The sequence below is a fragment of the Pedobacter terrae genome, assembly GCF_036946585.1.
GTDB lineage: Bacteria > Bacteroidota > Bacteroidia > Sphingobacteriales > Sphingobacteriaceae > Pedobacter > Pedobacter terrae_C.
In genome coordinates, this window is record NZ_JAQIIV010000008.1 from 85,159 (window position 1) to 109,924 (window position 24,766).

Below are 24,766 nucleotides of genomic sequence, written 5' to 3' on the forward strand. Positions count from 1 at the left end.
TCAAGAGACAATTTTTTTGATCATGCCATTAAAAATAAAATAATGGAAGGGCAGCACAGCGTACCAATACAATCGACCGGCTAATCCAAGCGGCCTGAAAGTGGCCGTTTGATAAACACAACTGTCTACTATTTTAAACTCTAACCAGGCTTCACCTGGTAACTTCATTTCAGCATATAAAAGCAAACGACTTTCTTCAGGATTTGAATAAATTACCCGCCAAAAATCAAGCTGATCGCCTGTACTGATGGATGTTGGATTTTTTCTTCCGCGATTGAGACCGACGCCACCAAACAATTTATCCAGGAAACCCCGAAAGTTCCATAGCCAATTTGCATAGTACCATCCCGAGCGCCCGCCAATGGCAAATATTCTTGCTGCTGCCAGTTTCCTGTTTTTGGTATGAGCTGATTTTCGATCTACAAACACACCATTTTTTGGCACAGTGAGCAGCTTTTTGATCATCTCCTTCGAATACGTTTTTCCCATCGCATCATACCAGCTAGAAAGCACCATATTTTGTTCAATCTTTTGAAAAGCGAGGTTAATAGCTTGTTTGTATGGGATTAATTTAATATCAAGTTGACCTGCTAAATCATTTGGTTCGGCCACTACATCCACATGCATGCTGTCAACCAGGTTCCGGGCGAGGCTGTATGAGGTTGAAGTTACAAAATATAACCAGTAGGAGGAAAGCTTGGGCGTCATAACAGGCACGATGAAGATGCGTCTTTTCAGTTTCCTAACCTCCGCAAATTGCAGCAGCATTTTCTTGTAGCTTAATATATCCGGGCCATAAATGTCGTAATGTTTGTTGAAAGTAAACTCCTTTAACAGTACTTTAAATAGGAATTCGATCACATTGCGGATTGCAATCGGTTGGCATTTGGTATGTAACCATTTGGGTGCAACCATTACCGGTAACTTTTCCACCAGATCGCGGATAATCTCAAATGAGGCACTGCCAGATCCCACAATGATTCCAGCCCTCAATGTGGTTAGTGGTACTTTGCCTTCACCCAACAACTGCTCTACTTTTTTACGGGAGGCCAGGTGTTTAGAAAGTTCAGTGCTGTTGACGATCCCGCTTAAAAATATAATCTGCTTTGCTGAGGTCTCGCCAATTGCTTTTGAAAAGTTACTGGCAGACTTTGCTTCATTGTCACTAAAGTTTTTATCACCACTCATCGAATGGACAAGATAGTATGCCGCGTCAATATCTTTGGGTAGTGAATGTAAACTTTCAGGTTTCATGAGGTCAGCTTCTATAACGTTGACCTTAGCATCATGGCCAAATTTGTTCTGGTCGAAACGTGCGGCATTTCTAACCAGGCAAAAAACAGAATGGCCTTGTTCCAACAGAACTGGAAGCAATCGCTGGGCAATATATCCGGTTGCACCGGTGAGTAGTATATTCAATGCGTAGTTTTAATATACCAACAGCTATCGGCCTTTTTATGTTTGCTGGGAGGTGAAGATAAGTTTAAGGTGAAATTTGATATTGTAGAAGCATGCATATTTTGGGATATACATTGCTTTAAGGATTGGTCTTGATACTAATTTTGTTGAAGATTCTGCATGTATTTTTTAGGCTTCTTTCCGATATGCTTTTCAAATACCCTGGTAAAGTGGCCAAGGTTCTCGAACCCCATTTCATATCCAGCTTCCGAAACCGAGAGTTTTTCCTCTCGCAGAAGACGTGCCGCTTCCTTCATCCGTAAATGTTGATAATAGTCGTACACGCCCATGCCGAACACCTGTTTAAATATTTTGCGCAGTTTAAATTCATTCATTCCGGCAATCTGCTTTAATTCTGCTATCGTATTGAAATTGCTTAATGAGGATACGATCTTGTCTCTTACATTGTACACCGCCTGAATTTCTTTTGCGTTCAATTTCAAATTTTCAGCATTTTCCCGTTTCTTTAAACTTTCAAACAGGTAAAATAGTAATTCCATGGCCTTCACTTTATAATAAAAGCTTTTTAAGTTACCTGGCTCTTGTTTTTTCGCAATTTCATTTACAGTTCTTAAAATATCATCCGTCATTAACTCTTCTATCCAAAAGCTGTTGGCACGATCAAACAAATAGTCAAAGTGTTCAGCCTCTTCCTTTAAAAAATCCTTCAGATATTGCGCACTGATGCTAATGGAAACATGAGATACCTGTGTGTTTTTTTTAAATTGCAAAGTTTGGCTTATTGTATATGGAAAGATGCGCACATAAGGTGCTTCCATGGTATGTCGTGCTTTTCGGTTTTCCGGTTCTTTGTTTCCATAGTGTTCAAATATATTATGAAATATAATTCCGATACCATCAACGAGATCAGATTGGCCGGTTACACGGGTAAAATCTTCTTTTACGGCAAATGATCCGAAATGCATGGCCATGTCAGGTAAAAATGTTAATCCTTTAAAGAAAGTGACCTCAAAATTCTCCAGCACATTTTCCAAGACCAGTCCGAGTTTGTTGGTGAACTGCTGCATATCGCTATCAACATATTCATTTCTTTCATCTTTCATTTTTTTCGACTAAAAATGCTAGTTTATCGAATATTTTAATCGTAAAGATACAATTAGCTTTGTGATAAATAAAATGCATATCTAAAAAATAAAATGTAAAAGCGATGAAAAAACAAGTATTGATATCAGGTGCAAGCTTTGCGGGACTAACGTTGGCTTATTGGCTAAATAAATTTGGTTATGAAGTTACGGTAGTTGAATTAGGGAATGATCTCAGAATAGGCGGTTCGCCAATCGACGTGCGTGGTGTAGCTCTGGATATAGCAAGGGAAATGGGTATTTACGATCAGATTAAAGCCAACGAATTTGTTCATACAGACGAGATCGTTGATGCTAAAGGGAAAACATTGGTACACTTTGCAATTAATACCTTGCCAGAATATCTGGGCGACATAGAGATTCATCGTGGTGATCTGGTAGAGATTATCTACGATGCCATTCCTAAAGATGAAGTTCACGTCATGTTTGGCAATAGTATTACTGCATTGATTCAGCATGATGGTTACGTAAAAGTATCTTTTGAGAAAGGAGATGATCAAATTTACGATTTGGTGTTTGGTGCTGACGGCACACATTCTATGGTGCGAAAACTCGTTTTTGGTCCGGAAGACAACTACAAAAAGTTTTTGGGGGTTTACTTTGCCTTTGCGGCGGCAGATCATATCCAAACTGGCAGGCCAAAATCTACCGGCATGGTATATCGCGAACTGGGAAAACAGGCTGTCATCTTCCAGTTTAAAAATGCTGCAAACGCTATTTTAGTATTCAGGGCACCGAAATTAAATTGGGACTACCGTGATCGGGAATGGCCTAAGCAAATCCTGAAAGATTACTTCGGTGGGAATAAGAACTGGAAAATTCCGGAAATTCTGGAAGCCATGCAGGCTGCCGACGATCTTTATTTCGATGAGGCCTGTCAGATCAAAATGCCTTCATGGACAAAAGGCAGGGTAGGGCTAATCGGTGATGCGGCTTATGCCCCAAGTTTTTTTACAGGGATGGGTACCAGTCTGGCCATGCAGGGTGCAACCATGTTGGCAAAAGAATTATCTCACCATCAGGATCACCAGATTGCTTTCGGAAAATATAACCAGGGATTCAGATCATTTGTAGAAAGCGTTCAGGCGAGGGTTGATGCTTCACTCAAAGTTCAGCTACCTGAAACCGAAGAGGAATTACAAGCTTCGTTTGTGGCCTGGAGCAATAATCAATAAATACATCGTTTAAAGCAGTTTTCTACTATTTCGGTCGTCATCCGATAACAATCGGATCTCGCGCATGCGGGAATCTTAAGGTGCTTGCATTAAAATTCTTCGATGTATTAAACGTATTCTTCGCGAAAGTTTATGTAGCAAAACTACAATCTAGGCGGTGATCATTTTTTCTAAAGTACGGGAGTAAAAAGTCAAAATACAATGTCTGAAACCAGTAAGTTTAAGTAATCTCGACGTAGGTACATATGAAGCTATTAAATGGTATTTCCAGTTACTTATTTCCCAATTATTCTGGAGATACTTTGTAATGATAACGCTGAAATCAAAGCGATAGTACATTAGAAAAATTATACTTAAAATGCTGATCTTTTTGCGGGTCCTGCTGCTATTTTTGGAGAAAAATCAACATTTTTCGGAGAGCATAAGTATGGAATTTAATTCGCATCATCACATTGTACAGCGCTGTATGCAAGGCATGCAGAACGAAGAAGCCGGTAATTTTGAAGCGGCGGAGCAGCTATTTTATCAGGCCTGGAACGAAGCGGCAAATGACCATGAAAAGTTTATCGCCGCGTGGTTTGTAGCCAGGCGGCAGGTGAGCATTGCTGAAAGATTAAAGTGGTATGAAAACGCATTGCAATTAGCTTTAAGTATTCAGGATGAAGCAGTAAAGGCTGCTCTTCCGTCGCTGTACCTGAACATCGCCAAATGTTACGAAGCACTTGGCAACGTTGAAAAGGCAAAACAACAACATTCCCTATCATTGGCTTTTGTAGTGCTACCTGCTGATGGTGGCCCTTTTTATCACGGTACAAGAGCAAACCTGGAGGTTGGTGACCTGTTGACTGCCGGATATACATCTAACTATCAGTCAGGACTCGTGATGAACCATATTTACTTTACCGCTCTGGTAAACGGTGCAGGTTTAGCAGCAGCTTTGGCCAAAGGTGATGGCCCGGAACGCGTTTATATCGTTGAACCCACCAGCGATTTTGAGGATGACCCCAATGTTACCAACAAGAGGTTTCCGGGCAACCCAACCCGTTCTTATCGCACTAAGGAACCACTGAAAATTATTGGTGAAGTAAGTGAATGGTTAAGGCAAACGCCTGAACAGCTACAGCAATGGCGTGAAAAATTGGCTGCCAACAAAGGAGAGGTCATTAATTGAGACCAGGGCAGGAGAACAGTGAGAAGTAGGGCCTGGTATTGGCTTCGCCGCTTATGTTACACGCAAAACAATATCTCATCTAATGCTGTTTAGGTGAATAGTTACCTGCCGTTATCTTGTTGTTTATGCGATCAGACAAACTTTGTCAGGAAACGAAAATTTGAATTTACCCCGGGAAAAACTGAAATATGACATTTAAGTATCTCTTTGCTGCTACTGTGATTTTTCTGTTGCCGAAGTTCGTTCTGGCACAGACTACTCAAAAGTCTTACTCTATATTTTCGCCCACACCGAAAGAAAGACTCCGGGAAATGGAAACTGACCGGCCAGACGTTACCGAATCTGCCATCACGGTTGATGCTGGTCATTTTCAATACGAAAGTGACCTGTTTGCTTTTGAGCGCGAGCGATCCGAATCCTCTTTGCAGAAAACGATAATCGTAAACGGGGCGAACCTCAAAATGGGACTCACCGGCAGCACATCTTTGCAGGTCGGCATTGAAACCTACGCCTGGGAAAAAGAAAAAAATATTGAAACAGGAGATGTTGAAAATAGCAAAGGATTTGGAGATATCAATCTGCGACTCAAACAAAATCTGCTTGGTAACGATAAAGGTAATTTTGCATTGGCATTACTGCCCTATGTTACGCTGCCGACGGCAACATCTGTTGACAGTAAATTTGAGGAGGGACTTATCGTACCCATGCAGGTTAAATTACCGTCGGAATGGAAAGTAGGCACGCAGGTAGAACTGGACCATTTAAAAGATAAGGCTGGCGACCAAATGCACATGGAATACCTGCAGTCACTAACGGTCAGCCACGAAATCAGGAAAAATATTACCGGTATCGCTGAAACTTACTTTACTTATGATTTTAAAGAACACCAGTATTCAAACTTTGTTAATGCTGCGGTCCAGTTGGAAATCGCACATGATTTAAAAATTGATGGCGGTTTGAATTATGGAATACAGAAAAATGCGATGAAAAAATACTTTCTTGGCATAGCCGTCCGAATTTAATAGCTCATCACAAATACAAGATAGTTCCAGTGCATGATACTTGTTACTTTCAGTATCGATGCCTTCAACATAAGGCTGTCCTTTTTACTTAATTGTTAAAGGAAGCAAGCCGGATACGGTCTATGTCCAGTAACTGAACGAGATTAACGTTAATTTTTCGAATAGGATATATATATCAAACTAAAAAACCTTCCATTTCTGAAAGGTTTTCGCTCGATTTTTTTGTTGTACTCGGGGCGGGAATCGAACCCGCACGCCTTTGAAAGCACAGGATTTTAAGTCCTGCGTGTCTACCAGTTCCACCACCCGAGCATTAGCCGCTGCCGATCTCCATCGACTTGGTTAACTTAAAAACAAATGCCTTCTGGTAGGAAGGCATTTAGAGCGAAAGACGAGATTCGAACTCGCGACCCCGACCTTGGCAAGGTCGTGCTCTACCAACTGAGCTACTTTCGCAAAATTAACACATGTATTGTGTTCCTTTGGGGTTGCAAATATAGAAATATAAATATCACTATCAAAAATAATTTTATTTTTTTTGCTTTGAATTGTGTTTAAGGCAGCTTTTTGGGTGCATACTGGTTGATTGTTTTTTTTATTATATGCATGAAATTTGAAGATTATCAGGGAGTTAGAATCAGGTTTCTTAGCTCAGCTCAAGGGATTTAACCAGGTATAAAAAAAACGAAGAAATATCTACCCTGTTACCAATACATACGATAATTGTTATTTTTATCATAGCAACTTTTTGTAACTTGCTCGAAGCTATTTAAATGACTAGGTTAGTAAACGCAGTTTAGAATGGAAATACGGTTTAATTTTATTTACGCCCATCAGATAAAACAATTTACCGGATGAAAAAACGAATAATTGCAATCACCATAACAGGCGTATGCGGGCTTTTGGCCTGTCATTGCAAAACAGCACAGGAGCAGGGCCCAGTGAAGCTAAGCCCTCCTCCGCAAAAGCCTGTTGTCGTAAGAAAACAAAATAATTATCATGAACACATTGACCAAATGACTTTTGTATCGTATCTGGATGATGGTGACTATTTCCAGATTTTAGCAAAGAAGGCTGATAGTACCTTCGTTTTTATAAATGAAACCGATACTACCAAAAACCTAAATCGTGGAGACCAGATAGAGGTTGCCTGGAAAGACGGGCAGGTTGCCGTTCCTGGAGATAATGATGCAGAGATGCCGGCCAGGTTATTATTTTCCATAAAGAAAACAGCCGACGGTCCAGTAACGTCCTTCAGAACTACCTATGGCAAAAAATTAAGATATACCTGGTCTACCGATGAGGAATTTACCACATCATATTTGAATAAGGTTTATCAGTTGACAGAATATTATCTTACTCAAACTAAAAATCCATTACTGCAGTTGGCTATAAAAAAACGAGAGGAGCTGACTTACTCTATCGAATCTGCAGAAAGGAATGGTCAGCACTACAGGGTAATTGGTATTGCCCCGATAGGGCCAAACGGCAGTAATATTGTTCAATGGCTTTATATTGGAGAAGAAAATGGCCGGATTTACGAGCATGACCTTCCGGAGGATAAATTGGTTGCATTTGATTAAACTTACCCATCAAACGAGTTCGCATTAAAATGAACAAAACTATCCTAAAATACTGGATCATCGATTTGCTAATAGGTTTCTTTTTATATATAGCCTATGTGATGACTATTATGAATTCATCGGCTTCCGGTAGTGGCTTTGAAGCTACTATTCTGTATATTGCAGATCTTGTTTTAAACATCGGTTTTTCATTATTGTACCTTGTGGCAGCCGTTATCTGTGCTTTTACCGTTCTTTCAAATTTTATCCGGGAAATCAGGGATACTCCTTTATTTTCATGGCTTAGCTTTTCCGGAGCCCCGATTTTGCTAATTGCTATGTTCATTACAAGTTTATGTTTGGACGGGTATCATTATAGTGCTAATGTGATGACCAAACTTTGGATCTTTGTGATACTTTATCCATTGGTCACAACGATCTTGTATCTACAGTTTAGAAAGCAATATACAAAACTAAATAGCGGCATTAGCGGAGGCGCCACAGTTAAGAAATATTGAGCAAATGTGAAAACTATACGAGATCGATAGGGTAGGTGCTAAAGTATAAGTCAAAAATAAAAAAAGTCCGATCGTTTTGACCGGACCTCTCTTTGTTATGTACTCGGGGCGGGAATCGAACCCGCACGCCTTTGAAAGCACAGGATTTTAAGTCCTGCGTGTCTACCAGTTCCACCACCCGAGCATTAGCCGCTGCCGACCTCCATCGACTTGGTTAACTTTAAAATAAATGCCTTCTGGTAGGAAGGCATTTTGGAGCGAAAGACGAGATTCGAACTCGCGACCCCCGACCTTGGCAAGGTCGTGCTCTACCAACTGAGCTACTTTCGCATTTACAAAACTGATGTTATTGTTTCGTTTTGGTGATGCAAATATAGGCAGATTTATATATCTGTCAAGAGATTTTTTATTAAAAATTTAATATTTAATTTAAATTGCTGGCTTTCAGTACCAGTAAAATTAAATCGGTTTCAAATCCTTTCGCCTGAAGGTAACTCATCAGCTTGTTTTTCCTTTTGAAAGGATCATTTTCATTCAGACTTTGCACTTTTTTTTCCGCTAATTTTTCTATCGTCTTTAAATAATCTTCCTCATCAATACTATAAATTGCTTTTTGTAAGATTTTATCAGGAACACCTTTCAATTTCAACCCCTGTTTTATTTTAATCCGGCCCCAATGTTTGATGTTAAATTTTCCCGATGCATAATGTTTGGCAAATCTTTCTTCATTTAAAAAATTGTTGATGATCAGCTCGGTGATAATTTCCTCCAGTTCATCGCCACGTACGCCCCATTCAACCAATTTATATCGAACTTCTTTTTGTGATCGTTCCTGGTAAACGCAAAAGCTTTCGGCTTTGGCCAATGCTTGCTTTTTATCCAATAATACTGCTTCTTGTTTACCGCTTTTCATAATTAATTACTGAAATTCGTAAAAATAAAAGCGATTACCGTATTTTTCTGAATATAATAGCAATGCAAAATCAAATATATACCGTTGTCAAAATAGCCGAAATTTTAAATGCAAATACTAAATTAGTTGATGGAGAGCTCATTATCCATTACCTGGTAATTGATAGTCGCTCGGTTTTGGTGCCGGAAAGTTCGCTGTTCTTTGCCCTTTCTTCGCACCGTAACGGGCACGAATTTATTAAAGATGCCTATGCAAAGGAAATCAGGAATTTTGTAGTTACGGAAGCAAAATATGTTCATGAATATCCAGATTGTAATTTTTTATTGGTAAATGATGTTTTGACGGCGCTACAAAAGTTAAGCGCTTATCACCGGAATCAATTTGATTTAAAAACAATCGGTATCACTGGCAGTAACGGGAAAACCATTGTTAAAGAATGGTTGTATCAGCTTTTGGCAGCTGATTTCAATATTGTGAAGAGTCCAAAAAGTTATAATTCACAAATAGGGGTGCCACTTTCTGTATGGCAGATTGAGGCTGAGCATACCCTCGGCATTTTTGAAGCTGGTATCTCTTCGGTTGATGAAATGGAGCATTTAGCCAAAATTATCCGTCCCGAAATCGGAATTTTAACCAATATCGGTGAGGCACATGCTGAAGGATTTGGTTCCAAACAAGAAAAACTTGCCGAAAAACTGATACTCTTTGCTGCATCTGAGTTATTAATTTATTCACCAGAATATGTAAGTGAAATAGGTATAAAAAACCTGCCTGGCAAAAAGCACTTCAGCTGGAGCAGTAAACAGCCAGCAGATCTGTATATCACCACTGTTGAACCTATTGAAGGAAGATGTTATTTAAGGGCCATTTATCAAAATAGGGAAATTGAATGCATGCTGCCTTTTAAAGATAAAGCTTCCATTGAAAATGGCATGATCTGCTGGGCAACTTTATTGGCGCTAGGTTATAGCCCGGAGCAGGCCGATCTGCGTCTGGAGAAACTAAGTCACGTAAGTATGCGCCTGGAACTTAAAAACGGTATTAATCAATGTTCTATTATTGACGATTCGTACAGCGCTGATATATCTTCTTTAGCCATCGCACTCGATTTTTTAAATCAACAGAACCAACACCCAAAGAAAACCGTTATCCTTTCCGAATTATTCGAAACCGGTAGAGACGATTTTGATTTGTATAGGGAAATAGCCGAGTTGCTCTCGCAAAAAAAGGTAAACCGATTGATCGGCATTGGTACAAACATAGCCCATTATGCCGATATGTTTAAGTTAGAAACGCAGTTTTTTGAGGATACCAATGCTTTTGTAGAAGCTTTTCCAGGTTTGCATTTTAATCACGAAACAATATTGGTAAAAGGGGCCAGGCGCTTTGAATTTGGGCGCATCAGCAAATTGCTTACCCAAAAAATACACGATACAGTTTTAGAGATCGATCTGAATGCCATGGTTGGCAACTTGCAGTTTTATCGCTCTAAAATTAAGCCACGCGTTAAAATAATGGCGATGGTCAAGGCCTTTTCTTATGGAAGCGGAAGTTTCGAAATCGCTAATTTATTGCAGTTTCACAAAGTGGATTATCTGGCGGTAGCTTATGCCGATGAGGGAATCGCGTTGAGGAAAGCCGGCATTACTTTGCCAATCATGGTGATGAGTCCCGAAGAATCGGCTTTCGATGCCATTATCAAACATAGGCTCGAACCTGAAATTTATAGTGTGGAAATCCTGAACAGCTTCTTAAATGCACTGTCAGATTATGATTTCGATTATCCCATCCACATTAAAATAGATAGTGGCATGCACCGCTTAGGCTTCGATCAAGCCGAAATGGATACCTTATTTCTACTGTTAAAAGATTCAGCAAGGCTAAAAGTGCAGAGCATTTTTTCGCATTTAGTAGCTAGCGATGCTGCAGAGCATGACGGATTTACCCAGCAGCAGATTGATACATTTAAAACCGTAGCCCATCAATTAATTAACATGTTAGGCTACAAACCATTGTTGCATATCTCCAATACTTCTGGTATATCGCGTTGGCCTGATGCGCAAATGGATATGGTACGTTTGGGCATAGGTTTGTATGGTTTTGATTCTGCTTTAACCAACAACCGGGGATTGCAGACAGTTATGGTACTTAAAACGACCGTTACACAGGTGAAAACTTTAGCTTCGGGCGAAACCGTAGGATATAGCAGGAAAGGACTCATGCCAAATGGTGGAAAAATAGCAACCGTAAAAATTGGCTATGCAGATGGATACGCCCGATATTTTGGCAATGGCGTTGGCAAAATGATCATTAATGGCCATTTGGTGCCAACAATTGGGTCGATCTGTATGGATATGACCATGCTGGATGTTACCGGCGTTGAGGTAAAAGCTGGTGATGAAGCAATCGTTTTTAATAAAGAGCATACCATTATGCAGTTAGCCAAAGATATCGGTACCATTCCGTATGAAATCCTCACCAATATTTCACAGCGGGTTAAACGTGTTTATTTCTATGAGTAAGTTCAATGGTTATTGGTTAATTGGTCATTAGTATAGCGGATTGCCTATTTGTATGCTGGCTAATCACTTGATGGTTCATAGCCTGCGCTAATGGCCAATTGCAATGGTACGCACCTTGCACAAATGAATTAATGACCAATAAACGATTGAATACTTATAACTAAAATATGTTATTTTTACACCATGAATAGAGTTGGGAAAGCCATTTTAAACTATCTGATTAAAGGTTTATTAATTGTGGTACCCATTGCGGTGAGTATTTTTATTGTCGTTTGGGCGGTTACAACAGTTGATAGCTGGCTAAATGTAAAGAATGTATTTGGTGTAAATCCACTTACTGGCGAAAGTAGGAATATTCCGGGATTGGGTTTGCTTACCGTTGTGACTATTATTTTGCTGGCAGGTATTTTTGTAACTAATTTGGTTACCGAACCGATGTACAACTGGTTTCAGCGGATAATGCAGCGCCTGCCCTTGTTTAATTTCATCTATTCTTCCATTAAAGATTTAACAGAAGCCTTTGTGGGCGATGAGAAGAAATTCAACCATCCCGTACTGGTTGAGGTAGAAGGTGGTTTAAAAAAGATTGGTTTTTTAACACAGAACAATTTACACAAACTGGATTTGCCTAATGAAGTTGCCGTTTATTTTCCGCTTTCCTATTCATTTGCCGGTCAGTTATGTATTGTACAACGTGATAAGGTTACCGATTTGAAAATGACGGCAGCTGATGCAATGAAACTGGTGGTTAGCGGTGGAGTAAGTGGACTTTAAATACTTTTTAAATGATTACGATATATCATAATAGCCGGTGTAGTAAAAGCCGGTGTGCTTTAACTGAATTAGAAAGCAGTGGAAGGGCTTTTAAAGTAATTAATTATCTGGAAACACCACCCAGTAAACGTGAACTGGAAGAAATCATCAGTAAACTAGATATTAAGCCATTGAATTTAATCCGAAAAGGCGAGAAGGTTTTTATTGAAAACTATAAAGGAAAGAGCCTGAATGATGGAGAATGGATTGATGCCATGATTGCACACCCCATTTTAATTGAAAGACCGATTGTTATTTTTGGTAACAAAGCGGTAATCGCCAGGCCAACGGAAAAGATTAAAGACATATTGGGCTAATTTTCGAATTGATTGATGAAAGTTTTTGAAAGTTTAACTTTCTTTCGTTGTACAGATCTAGCAAACAGTTAGATTTTATCTTATCTTAGATAAGAGTTCTCAAAATATTTCTCTGGCTATTTACTTAAATACGGGAATTACAATTTTGAGACCTAATTTTCTTGACCAAATGATTTGAATAATATGAGTGTTACGAAATCCACCTGTTTAGCCTTTTTTACTTGCCTGGTTTATACCCTGTTTTCTGGTTTTATTTCAGATCAAAAAAGTTATCCGCATATAGGCATTGTATCCAGTTTGAAGCAGGATAGTTTGGCTTATGCTTCGGGTTTTAGGCTGATTGGCGAATCGGTTCCAAATTTGCTTTCACCTGCTTTAACAGACGAACAGTTTAACGCCAATTTAAACAAGATCAAAGCAGCAAAGTGTAAAGTTTTGAGCTGTAATCTTTTCTTTCCATCGAGTATCAAAATAGCCGGACCTGATGTAGACGAAGCAAGAGTTTTAGCTTATACGGAAACCGTTCTTTCAAGAGCCGGGAGGGCAGGCGTTAAGTTTATTGTTTTAGGTAGCTCGGGTGCAAGGAGCATCCCTGCAGATTATAATATCATTAAAGCGAAAGCAGACTTTGTTGCTTTATGCACAAAGCTAGCCCAAATTGCAGGTAAGCATAAGGTTACGATTTTATTAGAAAACCTCGAAACTACCGAAACAAACTTCATCACCTCATTAAGGTCGGCAGCAGAGATAGTGGGCAGGGTAAATCACCCTAATTTCAGACTCAATGCCGATATATTTCATATGATGCGTGAAGGAGAATTGCCTAATGAAATTATTAAGGCTCGTAAATGGATTGGATTTGTAGAAGTGGCCGAAAAAGAAAAAAGATCATTGCCGGGCGTAATGGGCGATGATTTTAAACCGTATTTGCGCGCTTTGCACCAAATCGATTATCAAGGTTTTATTTTTATGGAAGGCAGCATTCAAAATGCAACTGCTGAAATGCCACTTGCTTTTAAATATCTTTCAGCCCAGATTGCAGCAGTATATGCTGAAAATAAACAGAAGGAAGATTGAACTAGACATTTTCTTTTGCCTGTCCGGATGGCCATATCATGTACATACAGCTTAAACAGCCAGATGCTGTTAATGATATTTAATTTAAAAATATCGTTATGCATGGATCGTCTGTTCCGCTTTTTTTATTACCGGCGCTGTGCTTAGTGCTGCCAAAGAAATGCTGATGTTTAACGTATAAAAACCTTCTTCATCAATTCCGGCAGTCATCTGAGCATTTTGCTGGTAGGCATAATTTAACCTGTTTCTGATGTTATCCATTCCTGAGCCAAAGCCCACCTTGCTTTTAATTAACCTCGGTAAATTGCGGCTTTCGATATGTAGCCTGCCATCAAAAGTGTAAATAGCTATAGTAGCCTTATTTTTTACATCATTAAGGTTTCCATGTTTAAACATATTTTCCAGAATAGTGAGCAAAACCAGTGGAATGAGTTTAATTTCATCCAGATCTGGTCCGCTGGCTAGTTCAATGTAAATTGCACCTTGTGTAATGTGATGCAAAGCAATCAGGTTTTCACATTGCGAAATTTCCTCACTTAGATGTACAAATCCCTCATTGTGCTGTGTACTGGCAGCAAAGCGCATCATATCCGAAAGATAGAGCATTACTTTGGCATCTTCAGGAGAGTAAGTTCTTAGCTTTTGGTGTACAAATTCAAATGTATTAAAAAGCAAATGCGGATTAATCTGTGCTTTCATAAAAGCATTTTTAGACATCGCTAATTCCTTTTCCATTTTCTCTTTCTCAAGAAGCACCTGGAAACGTTGTTTTTCAATACGGGATTTCTCTGCTTTTTCTCTAATAAACCGTTTTAAAAAATAATAGCCTGTAGAAAAAAGAAGGAAAAACGAACCTCTATATAGTACTTTACTTATTCTAACCTGAAGACTTGGTAATTCTCCCGGTAAAATATTGGTATAGGCATTTAATAGAATGTCTACACCGGTAACTATGCCTAAATAAGTTAAGATAGTTGATATCACAACCAAAGGAATTTTCCATACCGTACCATTAGGGAATGCTGTTGCTTTTTCCAGGAGTAAAGCATAGGTATAAAACAAGGTGATATTAATACTATAATGAATAGCGTAGTTACCGAATGTGCCTACTAGGCCAAGAAAGTAAATCACCATCACGGTTTCCCAAAAGATGAATGCTGTCCAAGCAATAATGTGTATACGGTAAGTGTACAGCCAGTTTTGCAACATGCTGTTGCCCCATTTAAACCTATTCATAAAGACATGTTTACTATTTGTGTAACAACTAAAGTTATAGGGTGCCATTGCCGCTAGTTTTCGAAAAAAAACAATTATGAAAACTCAAAAACTAGCTAAAAGAGCACTATTTGTATTTAAAAAAAAACAGGTTAGAAAGATCAATAAACCAACAACTCTTACTGAACCCACTACGACAACATTTACTACAGTTTCAGGTATAAGTTATTAAATCTTTCCATCGGTAGCCGTTATTTTTTACGGCTACTGATGATTAACCTTTCGGAAATAAAACTTTTAAATTCATGGTGATAAATGTCTCCAACGGTAAAACTAATGTGGTTATTCATGGTAATCCTATTGCCATCTATATGCAAAATTTTATCTATGGCCACAATGTAACCACGGTGTAACTGGATAAAACCTTTTTTTATACTAAGCTGTTCCCGAACATCTTTTAAGCTTAAGTAAGCAATAATTACTTTACTTACCGTATGTAATTTAATGTAATTATGAAAACTTTCAAAAGCAATAATATCCTCATATTTAACCATTACCGCACGGTGCTCCTCTTCCTTGTTTTTAACCAGAAAATAATCTTCATTGGCTCCGCCCGCCATCTCATGCCCAAAAAGTCGGGTTATAGTAGTTGCAAATTTAGCATAGCTATATGGTTTAAGCAAATAAGCATCACCAGCAGCCTCAAAAGCATCAAAAGCATATTGCTGGTGAGATGTGGTAAAGATGAGTTTCCTGGTTCTATAGCGGATAGCTTTGGCTAGTTCGAGCCCGGAAATTTGGGGCATTTCTACATCCATAAAAATTACATCCACCGTTTCTGAACTGGCCAGCTCCCTTAAGGCAGTAATGGGATCGGTAAATTGCTGCACTAGCCGCATATTTGGAGTATCTTCTATGTATTTTTGGAGCCCTGCTAAGGAACTGTACTGGTCGTCTATGGCTATGCACTTAATCATCTTCAAAATATCTGGTTCTCTTATAACGAAATTACGCCTTTTTGTAACGAAAAAAGTACCATCTGTACGCAATAATTTAAACTCTTTTCGCTATTTATTAATTTAACGTAAATCTGTATCAATTAAATTTACTTGATGCGGCCATCGGTTACAATCCATAAATATTCCAAATATTCTGCCATAAGGCATTCACAGCCATTAATTGATTTGCTAATCAATATAACAAGTTTAATCAAATTAAGAGCGTATGCGCATCTTTTTTGTTACCGGAATAGACAAACTCATACATTGCTGTATTTAATGCTGTCTGATTAAGTTTTTTCAGTTTTGTTAGCAACTTTGTTGTACAGTTGATAGAGTATGTTGGCTGAACGTCATATGTGTTGAGTTTGAGTCGTACTTGGTTTTATTAAAGATATTTTTGCACTACAGTTTATCCCCTTAATTTATGGCTGATCACTTATTGAAAAATATACCTTATTCCGTTCTCGATCTGGCAACCGTTTTAGATGGTTCCACTGCTTTAGATACCTTTAAAGCAAGCTTAGATTTGGCTATACAGTCTGAAAATTTGGGCTATACACGTTACTGGTTTGCCGAACACCATAATATGGCCGGTGTGGCCAGTTCGGCACCAGTTGTGCTTATTGGTTATATAGCTGGTAACACCAGTAAAATACGCATAGGTTCTGGAGGTATCATGCTGCCAAACCACGCTCCCTTAATTGTAGCAGAACAATTTGGGACATTAGCTTCGCTTTATCCTAACCGCATTGATCTGGGTTTGGGCAGAGCACCTGGAACTGATCAGGTTACTGCAATGTCCATCCGCGGCGAGAATTTTAATGCCGTTCACAGTTTTCCCAGAGATATTGAAAAATTACAGCAATTTTTTTCTGCCAATAATGCCAAGGCAAGCGTGAGGGCCATTCCGGGGGAGGGGTTGAACATACCGATCTGGATCTTGGGTTCGAGTACCGATAGTGCACGTTTAGCCGCAGAAAAAGGACTTCCGTATGCGTTTGCCAGTCATTTTGCCCCAACTTATTTCGAACAGGCAATTTCGATTTATAGAAATAACTTTAAACCGTCTGAATTTTTGCGCGAGCCTTATGTAATGGCTTGTGTAAATGTAGTTGCTGCAGATACTGATGAAGAGGCGGAACATTTATCAAGTTCTGTAAAACGAATGTTCCTAGGGGTTATAACGGGTAAAAGAGAAATGCTCAAGCCAGCTGTTGATAATATCAATAAGTACTGGGACCGTATGGAAAAAGAAGCAGTCGAACAGATGTTGTACTACTCGTTTATTGGCAGCGCCAAAACCATTAAAGAAAATTTAGTAGCTTTTGTTGCAAAATTTGGCGTAAACGAGATAATGAGTACCTCTCATATTTACGACCATGAGGCAAAATTGCGTTCGAATGAAATTTTTGCAGGGTTATTTAAAGCGTAAGGTAGATTATAATGTTGTTTTTTTAGGTACCCATAAAAGATTGCTGGGCAATGCCATATGAAAGCCTACGGAAATCTTGATAGCGGTAGTTTCTGGGCGCTTACTTTGTGTATCTCCCGATTTGATCCTGCATTTGGCTGTAAGTATGATGGGGAAGTGAAATGTATAGCATTCCATACCTTTTTTTTAGTGGAAATATGCCATACTTGTTAGCCTTACAGAGATGGTGTTAACCACCTGTGGAACTCGGTTAGAACAGAAAGTATCTAAATTGATTCAGTACTTTATGTCGCTTTGCGGTAATTTATTATCGCTGTTTTCGACATTGCCCGATTGGGTGCCCAGTAATTTTTGTAGCTATTCAGTTAATATCCGTAATTTGGCTTTAATTAAAAGGCAAATCTTGGCACTAATGAAGACTAAATTATTTTCTTTAATATTTTTTCTCGTATTTATAATTCAGTTGTATGCTGAATATGTTAATAATATCCAACTACGAAATTTTGCGAAGCCATTAATCGTAGTGGTACTTCTGGTATGGCTTTATGTTGGCACAAATTTGAAGGGACGTTTTCACAAACGAATTTTTACAGGATTAATTTTTGCATGGATTGGGGATATTCTGCTGATTTTTCAAAACGATAAAATGTTTTTTTTTATCTATGGATTAATCGCATTTGTAGTTTGCCATATTTTTTATATCAGGGCCTTTACACTTGATCATAAATCAAATCCTAATCACAAAACGCCCTATTTTTTATGGGTTGTAGGAGCCTTCGCCATTTTTTGTTCAGGATTGTTTTTCTACCTACAGCCTAAACTGGGGCCTATGCAATTCCCCGTTTTAATGTATGCTATTATTGTTACGGTTATGGTTATAATGGCCTTTAATCGATATGGTAAAGTGAATATTTTCAGCTTTAAACTCATTTTTTATGGGGCATTGTTTTTTTTTGCTTTCCGATAGCATTTTGGCTGTTAACAAGTTTGCTCAACCTATTCCACAAAGCGGGGCTATCATTATTGCAACGTATATGATCGCTCAGTATTTGATGGTATATGGAACAATTTCCCGACAATTAGTGGTTACTAGAACAGAGGTTTAATGAATTGGTTTCAATTATAAAAGAACTTTTAAGGCAGTAATTATCCTTTGATATAGTTGACTATTTTAGGATAGGCAATGACAGAGGGTGATAGTTTTTTTATTTTCCAACCCAACTCGTACTTGCTTTTGCCTCCACATTTTTAACCATAAATGGATTTTTATAAAAAAACAATGTTGGACTGTTTGATATTTTTTTTTCGATAAATTTACGGCCAAACACTTTTTATCGAAATTTAATGAACTTTCTCTTGATCGATTTGCAATAAATAAAGATCTTTTCATTTCTTAGCTTTATAAGCTAGCAACAATTATAGTAAACCTTTACCTTTTTCTCCTTTTCGCTCCACGCAATATAAATGTTGTTTTCTTTACCCAGGCGATATTTGAAGCCGTTTAAACCTGTTTTTTTCAATTCCTCATAAAGTGTCTTATCAGGAACATAGCTATCGGCTTTATCTTCCGGCATTACGGCCGGTTCAAGAAAATTTTCATCGCTAAAAAAATCGTCGGCAATGGTTTTTAAGAAAATAATCTGGTCTTTCTTTTTTGAAAGATCAATATTTGGATCTGTGCTATCCAACAATTCAGTTCCTTTGATTTTCATGTGGTAAATTTCTTTTCCACCAGCGTTTTTGATCGTGAAATTTAATACCATTTCCTCTGGCTTTCTACCGGTAAGTTCTATTTTAAAAGTGTCTAGTGTTTTTAAATCAGAAAATGATTTGGCTACACTTTGGTTGACATTTTTAAACTCGATCGCATTGCTATCCTTTTTACCTTTCGAATTGCAGGCTACTAACACTAATAAACAGATGGGAATCAAGAGCGGGGTATTTCTCATATCCAAAACTACAAATTTTAAGTTTAGTTCACATTTCTAATTTAATCATTCTTGTATTTAGAATGAATGACCTACAGTAACCATAGTTGCAAAGCGAAGTAATCACCGGGTGGCCTATTTGTAACCTTATTTTGAACGCCATTATAACCCCTATAACACAAAGCGTTTACACCAGTTCAAATCCAAGGCTGCCAATTTAGGATACTAGCCTTAGTCAAAGGCATGGATCACCCTATGAGAAGCAATATATATTAAAATGATCGCATTTTATTTTTCATGTATTTACAAATACACCACATGAGTTAATGCGGTTTGATTGAATTAATAATATGATTATATTTGCGTAACTGATTACGTAACTTATTATTTTATGGAATTTTTTGAAGAGATTGGTAAAGTAGCGATAGGAAGCAGGCTGAGAATGTTGACTGATAAAGTAACCGAAGATGCTGCACAGATTTATAAATTGTATCATATCGATATGCAGCCCAAATGGTTTCCGGTATTTTATACACTTACGCAAGAGCGGGAAAAAACGATTACCGAAATAGCTAAAGCTATTGGCCATTCTCACCCTTCAGTTAGTAAAATCATTAGCGAGATGCTGAAAAAAGGCTATGTTAAGGAAAGTAAAGACAAAGCCGATGGACGCAGAAATGTAATAAGCCTTTCTAAAAAAGGAATGAAAATTTCAGCAGAATTAAAAGACCAGCTTATCGATGTAAACGCCGCCATTGAAGAGATTTCGGCGCAAGCGCAGCATAAACTTTGGGAAGCAATAGGAGAGTGGGAATTTTTATTGGAACAAAAAAGTTTGTTGAGAAGGGTTATGGAAAAGAAAAAACAACGCGATGGTGCAAAAGTTGAAATTGTAGCTTACAAACCGGAATACCAGGAAGTATTCAGATCATTAAATGTAGAATGGATTTCGAGATATTTTAAAATGGAAGAATCTGACTATAAAGCATTGGATGATCCGCAAGGTTATATTTTAGATAAAGGAGGTTTTATATTAGTGGCACAATATGATGGCGAACCGCTTGGCGTTTGTGCGCTTATTAAGATAAATGATGGCGAATATGATTTTGAGCTGGCTAAAATGGCGGTATCGCCAAAAGCGCAGGGAAAAAATATAGGCTTTATACTTGCAAATGCAATTATTGATAAAGCAAGATCATTAGGTGCATCTAAAATCTATTTAGAAAGCAATACCATTTTAAAGCCAGCCATCAACCTTTACCATAAACTGGGCTTCCAAAAAGTAGCAGGTAAGCCTACACCCTACGCGAGATGTAATATTCAGATGGAACTTTCCTTAAGTTAGTTGCACTCAATACGTCACCCATGATTCGATAGTTATCGGATTCATTTCAGGGGTCTATTTTGCAGGAAAGATGATGAAATAAATTCAGCATGACGGAATTGATAAACTCATTCCGCTTTCAAAGCTTTCAATAGCTTATTCAATTTCAATAAGTCCTCTGGTGTGTCTATGGCAACTGTTTCTAAATCAGTTATTTTTGTCTGGATATAAAATCCATTTTCAATCCACCGAAGCTGCTCCAGGCTTTCGGCAGTTTCTAATGAAGAGGGTGGTAGTTGGGTTATGGCTTTTAAAGCTGCTGTACGATAACCATAAATGCCAATGTGTTTGTAAAACTGATGCTTTTCTGCCCATACACCCGGTTCGCCATTTCTGACGAAAGGAATTGGGCTACGGCTAAAATACATGGCACGGCCATTTACATCAATAACCACTTTTGGGCTATTGGGGTTGTAGATGCTTTCCTGGCTTTGGATGGATTTGATTAACGTTGCCAATTGTACTTTTTCTTCAGAAAAGCAACTGGCAAGCAAATCGATTTGTGCAGGTTCTATAAAAGGCTCATCCCCCTGGATGTTAATAACGATATCAAAACCAGGCAATTGCTCAATTACTTCAGCGCATCTATCGGTTCCGCTTTGGTGATGGGAAGCGGTAAAAGCAAATTCGCCACCAAATCTTTTTACTTCATGTGCAATACGCTCATCATCGGTTGCAACCACCACTTTCGATAAACTTTTGGCTTTCAAAGCCTGTTCATACACCCGCTGAATCATCGTTTTTCCGGCAATATCAACCAAGGGTTTTCCAGGAAAACGGGTAGAGGCATAGCGCGCAGGAATAATCCCGATCGCTTTTAGATTTTTGTCTTTCATATACTATGCTGATAGAACTGGTAAAAAACAAAAGTAAACATCAATGCAATAATGATATAGGAAAGGGGATGGGCAAAATTAAGTGTCCAACCCAGTATTTTGATGCGTTTGGGAACGATTAACCTATGGTCGTTTTTGTTGAAATAAAAAATACCCCATTTCCAGTTTTCTGGATTTTCATGTTGAAAATCTTTTTCCATATTATCTGGTAATAAATTAAACAATGCATTCTTCATTCAACTCCAAATAAAGAAAATAGATTCTTAAAATAAACCGTTAATTTCTGCCTCTATAGATTGGATTACCGTACCTAAATCTTCAGGATTATTGGTAAAATCTAGCTTGTCCTTATCTAAAATCAATAATTTACCCAGTTTATATCCCCTAATCCATGCTTCGTATTTTTCATTCAGTTTAGAAAGGTAATCGATGCGGATCCCAGCTTCATATTCACGGCCACGGCGTTGGATATTATTAACCAGGGTAGGTACCGACGCACGAAGGTAAACCAATAAATCAGGCGGTTTAATAAAAGAAGTAATATTATCGAAAATAGCCCTGTAATTATCATGATCGCGGGTAGTCATCAAAGCCATGTCATGAAGGTTTTCTGCAAAAATATGCGCGTCCTCATAAATGGTTCTGTCCTGAATTACATTGCGTTTGTTAACTTCAATATCAGTAATCTGCTGAAAACGGCTGTTTAGGAAATAGATCTGAAGATTAAAGCTCCAGCGTTTCATGTCGCTATAAAAATCTTCCAAATAAGGGTTATTGTCCACAGCCTCATATAAAGCTTCCCATCCATAATTCTTGGCCAACAAACCTGTTAAGGTAGTTTTACCGGCACCAATATTTCCTACAATTGCTATGTGCATATGTTCCTTCGTTATGCGTTTTGCGTAAGGCATTGTTTCTCCAAACGCTTATCGCAATATTAATTAAAAACTTTTAAACCCGATTAAACTACGAATTTCTCTAATGGTTTTTTGTGCACTCTCACGGGCTTTTAGTGCACCATGTTTGGCTACTTGCCTTAAATAAGCATCGTCTTTTGCAATGTCCTGGATACGCTCGCGCATCGGTGCAGTAGCTATAATCATATCTTCCGCCAGTTGTTTTTTGAAATCGCCGTAACGGATCTGCATTTTATTATACAGATTGTCAAAATGTTGATGCGTATCTACACTTGATACCACCTTCATTAAATCAAAGAGATTCTGGATCGGTTCGGGTTTTGGCTGGTTTTCTTCCGTTGGGCCACCATCACTAACCGCACGCATTACTTTTTTGCGGATCGTTTCAGGATCATCAGAAAGGTAAACAGCATTCGCTTCGCCTTCTGATTTTCCCATTTTACCTTTTCCATCTAAGCCAGGTACTTTAACCAATTTATCGGTGTAGCTAAAAGCGTAAGGTTCAGGGAAATATTCGGTATGATACAACCTGTTGAAACGATTGCCAAAAGTACGGGCCATTTCTAAATGTTGTTCCTGATCTTTTCCAACAGGTACTTTGGTCGCTTTGTGAATTAAAATATCGGCAGCCATTAGTACAGGGTAAGTTAATAAACCCGCGTTTACATTGTCGGGATTGGCGCGTACCTTATCTTTAAATGAAGTGCTGCGTTCCAGTTCACCCATATAAGCGTTCATGTTCAGGTACAGATATAGCTCTGCAACTTCAGGTACATCACTTTGTATATAAATGGTGCTATTTTCTGGATCAATTCCACTGGCCAGATATTCAACTAAAACATGTTTAATGTTTCCGTGCAAATCGGCTGGCGTAGGGTGTGTAGTTAAGGAATGTAAATCGGCGATAAAAAAGTAACAGTTATAGTCGTCTGCATTTGAACAAAGTTTTTAACTGCACCATAATAATTACCTAAATGTAATTTTCCTGTTGAGCGGATACCGCTCACCACTGTTTCTTTCATAATGGCACGAAATTAAAAATAAAATGCAAGCAATCCACAAGTCGGCTCAATTTTCATTGCAAGATTTTTAATAGCACGGTCGTTTCGAGACTTTTGTTATCAGCTCGGCCTTTAAATCGCATTTCCACAGATCGATCTTATTCCAGACCAGAGCAATACCGAATTTAAAAGCAACATTATGGTTATGTGTAGTTGTTTAGCCATAAACTAAAATCTATGATATTTATTGCTTTTATTATCGAAGAAAACCAGAGCGCGGTTCTGGATAATATAATTTAGAGCAACCACAGCAATTGCTTTAATAGTTTTGCAATACGATCGACAGAATCGCATTTTAAGATCCACCAATACCTAACATCATCTGCAAACTCTTTTATGGCAAGCATATGCTGGTAATTAAAATTATACTGTTAAAACAAGCTAGGAAAACTAGGTGGCGCTTGGTTAGCCATTACCGGAATTTTTAAATCTGTCCCTATCGCTTTGTTTAGTTTATCAATAAAATAAGCGGAGAATAACGGAGAGGAGAGTTCGACATTCTGATGTACGAAAAAATATAGGTTTTCTAAGCCTTGTTCTTTCCATTCCACAATTCTTTCAATCCAGTCATCTAAACGTTTTTTATCGATTTCATCGTCATTGGCACCTACAAAACGTATAAATGCCGTTGGTGTAGTTAGGCGCATATGCAGCATGTCTCGGCGTCCGGAAGTATCAACAATGATGTTCGTTATCCCGTTACTTTCAAACAGTTTGGCAAATTCGTTCAAAATTGCCGGGTTGCTAAACCATTCTGTGTTTCTAACCTCAACTCCAAGAGGAATTACCTTTGGAAATTCGTTGATCACAATTTTTAACCTTTCAAAATCTTTGGGTTTGAAATTGTCATGCAATTGAAGAAATGCCATGCCCAGTTTATCTTCGAAATTACTAATGGCATCGCAATACTGGGCCACAGGTTCTTTAACGTTGATTAATCTTTTAAAGTGACTAATGGTATTGGTCAGTTTCGGGAAAAATTTAAAATCTGCAGGTGTTTTTTGGGTCCATGTAATCACCTGTTCACTGGATGGCATCCCATAAAAGGTAGCGTTAAGCTCAATAGAATTAAATTGAGTAGCATAATAAGTAAGCTCATCTTTTGTTCCTTTTGGGTAAAAACCCTTTAAATCAGCCTTGTTCCATTTTGCACAACCTACGTAAGCCTTAAAAGATTGTTTAGGTTTATTTGCGGCTAAAATTGCCACCGTTTCCGGAGCATCTGCCGGAAGGGTATAATCTATTACTGAAGGATCGTCTACTTTCCCGAATTGCATTTTTAAAGGTTTTAGGTGTAACGTCTAAGGCCAAAAAAATACCTTAGCTCATTCAACTAAGGTA

Annotated in this window: 23 protein-coding genes, 4 tRNA genes and 1 pseudogene; 12 read left to right on the forward strand and 16 right to left on the reverse strand. The window is 38.3% G+C overall.

Annotation, left to right across the window (positions count from 1 at the left end; genetic code table 11):
- Together PGN18_RS12960 and PGN18_RS12965 are read right to left on the reverse strand one after the other, a co-directional pair.
- Complete coding sequence (locus PGN18_RS12960; protein ID WP_335319926.1) at positions 1-1,419, reverse strand: SDR family oxidoreductase; 1,419 nt, start codon at positions 1,417-1,419, stop codon at positions 1-3.
- A gap of 137 nt (positions 1,420-1,556) precedes the next feature.
- Complete coding sequence (locus tag PGN18_RS12965) at positions 1,557-2,522, reverse strand: helix-turn-helix domain-containing protein (protein WP_335319927.1); 966 nt, start codon at positions 2,520-2,522, stop codon at positions 1,557-1,559.
- 104 nt (positions 2,523-2,626) lie between these two features.
- On the opposite strand from PGN18_RS12965, the gene PGN18_RS12970 reads away from it, so the two are divergent.
- From PGN18_RS12970 to PGN18_RS12980, 3 genes are all read left to right on the forward strand, one after another.
- The gene (locus PGN18_RS12970) at positions 2,627-3,736 is read left to right on the forward strand and encodes an FAD-dependent monooxygenase (protein ID WP_335319929.1); all 1,110 of its coding nucleotides are present in this window, start codon (positions 2,627-2,629) and stop codon (positions 3,734-3,736) included.
- 763 nt (positions 3,737-4,499) lie between these two features.
- On the forward strand, positions 4,500-4,907 hold the full coding sequence (gene arr / locus PGN18_RS22425; protein WP_442955356.1) for an NAD(+)--rifampin ADP-ribosyltransferase: 408 nt from the start codon (positions 4,500-4,502) through the stop codon (positions 4,905-4,907).
- A gap of 188 nt (positions 4,908-5,095) precedes the next feature.
- Positions 5,096-5,929 (forward strand): transporter, encoded by an 834-nt coding sequence (locus PGN18_RS12980; protein WP_335319931.1) that lies wholly within the window; start codon positions 5,096-5,098, stop codon positions 5,927-5,929.
- 228 nt (positions 5,930-6,157) lie between these two features.
- Here the strand turns inward: PGN18_RS12980 and PGN18_RS12985 are convergent.
- A tRNA-Leu gene (locus tag PGN18_RS12985) sits at positions 6,158-6,241 on the reverse strand.
- Between the two features lie 71 nt (positions 6,242-6,312).
- A tRNA-Gly gene (locus PGN18_RS12990) sits at positions 6,313-6,385 on the reverse strand.
- A gap of 398 nt (positions 6,386-6,783) precedes the next feature.
- Here PGN18_RS12990 and PGN18_RS12995 point away from each other — a divergent pair.
- A complete protein-coding gene (locus PGN18_RS12995; RefSeq protein ID WP_335319932.1) occupies positions 6,784-7,512 on the forward strand; it encodes a hypothetical protein in 729 nt (242 codons plus the stop codon).
- Between the two features lie 94 nt (positions 7,513-7,606).
- On the opposite strand, the gene PGN18_RS13000 is transcribed toward PGN18_RS12995, so the two are convergent.
- From PGN18_RS13000 to PGN18_RS13015, 4 genes are all read right to left on the reverse strand, one after another.
- Positions 7,607-7,837 carry a hypothetical protein gene (locus PGN18_RS13000; RefSeq protein WP_335319934.1) on the reverse strand — a complete coding sequence of 77 codons (231 nt, stop codon included), beginning with the start codon at positions 7,835-7,837 and terminating at the stop codon, positions 7,607-7,609.
- A 272-nt stretch (positions 7,838-8,109) separates the two neighbouring features.
- Positions 8,110-8,193, reverse strand: a tRNA-Leu gene (locus PGN18_RS13005).
- A gap of 69 nt (positions 8,194-8,262) precedes the next feature.
- Positions 8,263-8,339 (reverse strand) — tRNA-Gly (locus PGN18_RS13010).
- 94 nt (positions 8,340-8,433) lie between these two features.
- Positions 8,434-8,922: a regulatory protein RecX gene (locus PGN18_RS13015; RefSeq protein WP_335319935.1), complete on the reverse strand. Its 489-nt coding sequence runs from the start codon at positions 8,920-8,922 to the stop codon at positions 8,434-8,436.
- Between the two features lie 62 nt (positions 8,923-8,984).
- On the opposite strand from PGN18_RS13015, the gene PGN18_RS13020 reads away from it, so the two are divergent.
- The 4 genes from PGN18_RS13020 (at position 8,985) to PGN18_RS13035 (ending at position 13,651) form a co-directional block, all read left to right on the forward strand.
- Positions 8,985-11,444, forward strand: coding sequence for a bifunctional UDP-N-acetylmuramoyl-tripeptide:D-alanyl-D-alanine ligase/alanine racemase (locus tag PGN18_RS13020; protein WP_335319937.1), 2,460 nt, complete (start codon positions 8,985-8,987; stop codon positions 11,442-11,444).
- Positions 11,445-11,627: 183 nt separating this feature from the next.
- The gene (locus PGN18_RS13025; RefSeq protein ID WP_335319938.1) at positions 11,628-12,218 is read left to right on the forward strand and encodes a DUF502 domain-containing protein; all 591 of its coding nucleotides are present in this window, start codon (positions 11,628-11,630) and stop codon (positions 12,216-12,218) included.
- A gap of 11 nt (positions 12,219-12,229) precedes the next feature.
- Positions 12,230-12,574 carry an arsenate reductase (glutaredoxin) gene (gene arsC, locus PGN18_RS13030; RefSeq protein WP_335319940.1) on the forward strand — a complete coding sequence of 115 codons (345 nt, stop codon included), beginning with the start codon at positions 12,230-12,232 and terminating at the stop codon, positions 12,572-12,574.
- A 183-nt stretch (positions 12,575-12,757) separates the two neighbouring features.
- On the forward strand, positions 12,758-13,651 hold the full coding sequence (locus tag PGN18_RS13035; RefSeq protein ID WP_335319941.1) for a sugar phosphate isomerase/epimerase family protein: 894 nt from the start codon (positions 12,758-12,760) through the stop codon (positions 13,649-13,651).
- A 96-nt stretch (positions 13,652-13,747) separates the two neighbouring features.
- Here PGN18_RS13035 and PGN18_RS13040 read toward each other — a convergent pair whose 3' ends face one another.
- Both PGN18_RS13040 and PGN18_RS13045 read right to left on the reverse strand, forming a co-directional pair.
- On the reverse strand, positions 13,748-14,887 hold the full coding sequence (locus PGN18_RS13040; RefSeq protein WP_335319942.1) for a sensor histidine kinase: 1,140 nt from the start codon (positions 14,885-14,887) through the stop codon (positions 13,748-13,750).
- 230 nt (positions 14,888-15,117) lie between these two features.
- Positions 15,118-15,843, reverse strand: a complete 726-nt coding sequence (locus PGN18_RS13045) for a LytR/AlgR family response regulator transcription factor (RefSeq protein ID WP_335319943.1) — start codon at positions 15,841-15,843, stop codon at positions 15,118-15,120.
- A gap of 448 nt (positions 15,844-16,291) precedes the next feature.
- On the opposite strand from PGN18_RS13045, the gene PGN18_RS13050 reads away from it, so the two are divergent.
- The 3 genes from PGN18_RS13050 to PGN18_RS13060 all read left to right on the forward strand — a co-directional run bounded on the left by PGN18_RS13050 (position 16,292) and on the right by PGN18_RS13060 (position 18,405).
- Positions 16,292-17,299, forward strand: coding sequence for an LLM class flavin-dependent oxidoreductase (locus tag PGN18_RS13050; protein ID WP_335319944.1), 1,008 nt, complete (start codon positions 16,292-16,294; stop codon positions 17,297-17,299).
- Between the two features lie 379 nt (positions 17,300-17,678).
- The gene (locus PGN18_RS13055; protein ID WP_335319945.1) at positions 17,679-18,266 is read left to right on the forward strand and encodes a lysoplasmalogenase; all 588 of its coding nucleotides are present in this window, start codon (positions 17,679-17,681) and stop codon (positions 18,264-18,266) included.
- Positions 18,235-18,405 carry a lysoplasmalogenase family protein gene (locus tag PGN18_RS13060; protein ID WP_335319947.1) on the forward strand — a complete coding sequence of 57 codons (171 nt, stop codon included), beginning with the start codon at positions 18,235-18,237 and terminating at the stop codon, positions 18,403-18,405. Before PGN18_RS13055 ends, PGN18_RS13060 begins: the two co-directional genes overlap by 32 nt.
- Positions 18,406-18,705: 300 nt before the next feature.
- On the opposite strand, the gene PGN18_RS13065 is transcribed toward PGN18_RS13060, so the two are convergent.
- Positions 18,706-19,248, reverse strand: coding sequence for a hypothetical protein (locus PGN18_RS13065; protein WP_335319948.1), 543 nt, complete (start codon positions 19,246-19,248; stop codon positions 18,706-18,708).
- A gap of 370 nt (positions 19,249-19,618) precedes the next feature.
- Between PGN18_RS13065 and PGN18_RS13070 the strand changes: the two genes are divergently transcribed.
- Positions 19,619-20,572 (forward strand): bifunctional helix-turn-helix transcriptional regulator/GNAT family N-acetyltransferase, encoded by a 954-nt coding sequence (locus PGN18_RS13070; RefSeq protein WP_335319949.1) that lies wholly within the window; start codon positions 19,619-19,621, stop codon positions 20,570-20,572.
- A 107-nt stretch (positions 20,573-20,679) separates the two neighbouring features.
- Here the strand turns inward: PGN18_RS13070 and kdsB are convergent, their stop codons facing one another.
- From kdsB to PGN18_RS13095, 5 genes and pseudogenes are all read right to left on the reverse strand, one after another.
- Positions 20,680-21,447, reverse strand: coding sequence for a 3-deoxy-manno-octulosonate cytidylyltransferase (gene kdsB, locus PGN18_RS13075; protein ID WP_335319950.1), 768 nt, complete (start codon positions 21,445-21,447; stop codon positions 20,680-20,682).
- Complete coding sequence (locus PGN18_RS13080) at positions 21,444-21,647, reverse strand: DUF5808 domain-containing protein (protein ID WP_335319951.1); 204 nt, start codon at positions 21,645-21,647, stop codon at positions 21,444-21,446. Before PGN18_RS13080 ends, kdsB begins: the two co-directional genes overlap by 4 nt.
- Before the next feature lie 63 nt (positions 21,648-21,710).
- Positions 21,711-22,325 (reverse strand): deoxynucleoside kinase, encoded by a 615-nt coding sequence (locus PGN18_RS13085; RefSeq protein ID WP_186828611.1) that lies wholly within the window; start codon positions 22,323-22,325, stop codon positions 21,711-21,713.
- Positions 22,326-22,388: 63 nt separating this feature from the next.
- A pseudogene (trpS, locus tag PGN18_RS13090) lies at positions 22,389-23,386 on the reverse strand (tryptophan--tRNA ligase).
- A 410-nt stretch (positions 23,387-23,796) separates the two neighbouring features.
- Positions 23,797-24,702, reverse strand: coding sequence for a DUF72 domain-containing protein (locus tag PGN18_RS13095; protein WP_335319952.1), 906 nt, complete (start codon positions 24,700-24,702; stop codon positions 23,797-23,799).
- Positions 24,703-24,766 lie beyond the last annotated feature (64 nt).

Excerpts from the sequence above, each read along its gene's own strand:
- PGN18_RS13040 (WP_335319942.1), bottom strand. The coding sequence starts at position 14,887 with ATGAATAGGTTTAAATGGGGCAACAGCATGTTGCAAAACTGGCTGTAC.
- PGN18_RS13000 (WP_335319934.1), bottom strand. The coding sequence starts at position 7,837 with ATGAACATAGCAATTAGCAAAATCGGGGCTCCGGAAAAGCTAAGCCAT.
- PGN18_RS12995 (WP_335319932.1), top strand. The coding sequence starts at position 6,784 with ATGAAAAAACGAATAATTGCAATCACCATAACAGGCGTATGCGGGCTT.
- PGN18_RS13045 (WP_335319943.1), bottom strand. The coding sequence starts at position 15,843 with ATGATTAAGTGCATAGCCATAGACGACCAGTACAGTTCCTTAGCAGGG.
- PGN18_RS13060 (WP_335319947.1), top strand. The coding sequence starts at position 18,235 with ATGGGGCATTGTTTTTTTTTGCTTTCCGATAGCATTTTGGCTGTTAAC.
- PGN18_RS12965 (WP_335319927.1), bottom strand. The coding sequence starts at position 2,522 with ATGAAAGATGAAAGAAATGAATATGTTGATAGCGATATGCAGCAGTTC.
- PGN18_RS12970 (WP_335319929.1), top strand. The coding sequence starts at position 2,627 with ATGAAAAAACAAGTATTGATATCAGGTGCAAGCTTTGCGGGACTAACG.
- PGN18_RS12980 (WP_335319931.1), top strand. The coding sequence starts at position 5,096 with ATGACATTTAAGTATCTCTTTGCTGCTACTGTGATTTTTCTGTTGCCG.
- PGN18_RS13080 (WP_335319951.1), bottom strand. The coding sequence starts at position 21,647 with ATGGAAAAAGATTTTCAACATGAAAATCCAGAAAACTGGAAATGGGGT.
- PGN18_RS13085 (WP_186828611.1), bottom strand. The coding sequence starts at position 22,325 with ATGCACATAGCAATTGTAGGAAATATTGGTGCCGGTAAAACTACCTTA.
- PGN18_RS13095 (WP_335319952.1), bottom strand. The coding sequence starts at position 24,702 with ATGCAATTCGGGAAAGTAGACGATCCTTCAGTAATAGATTATACCCTT.
- PGN18_RS13020 (WP_335319937.1), top strand. The coding sequence starts at position 8,985 with ATGCAAAATCAAATATATACCGTTGTCAAAATAGCCGAAATTTTAAAT.
- kdsB (WP_335319950.1), bottom strand. The coding sequence starts at position 21,447 with ATGAAAGACAAAAATCTAAAAGCGATCGGGATTATTCCTGCGCGCTAT.
- PGN18_RS13065 (WP_335319948.1), bottom strand. The coding sequence starts at position 19,248 with ATGAGAAATACCCCGCTCTTGATTCCCATCTGTTTATTAGTGTTAGTA.
- PGN18_RS13025 (WP_335319938.1), top strand. The coding sequence starts at position 11,628 with ATGAATAGAGTTGGGAAAGCCATTTTAAACTATCTGATTAAAGGTTTA.
- PGN18_RS13035 (WP_335319941.1), top strand. The coding sequence starts at position 12,758 with ATGAGTGTTACGAAATCCACCTGTTTAGCCTTTTTTACTTGCCTGGTT.
- arsC (WP_335319940.1), top strand. The coding sequence starts at position 12,230 with ATGATTACGATATATCATAATAGCCGGTGTAGTAAAAGCCGGTGTGCT.
- PGN18_RS13070 (WP_335319949.1), top strand. The coding sequence starts at position 19,619 with ATGGAATTTTTTGAAGAGATTGGTAAAGTAGCGATAGGAAGCAGGCTG.
- PGN18_RS13015 (WP_335319935.1), bottom strand. The coding sequence starts at position 8,922 with ATGAAAAGCGGTAAACAAGAAGCAGTATTATTGGATAAAAAGCAAGCA.
- PGN18_RS13050 (WP_335319944.1), top strand. The coding sequence starts at position 16,292 with ATGGCTGATCACTTATTGAAAAATATACCTTATTCCGTTCTCGATCTG.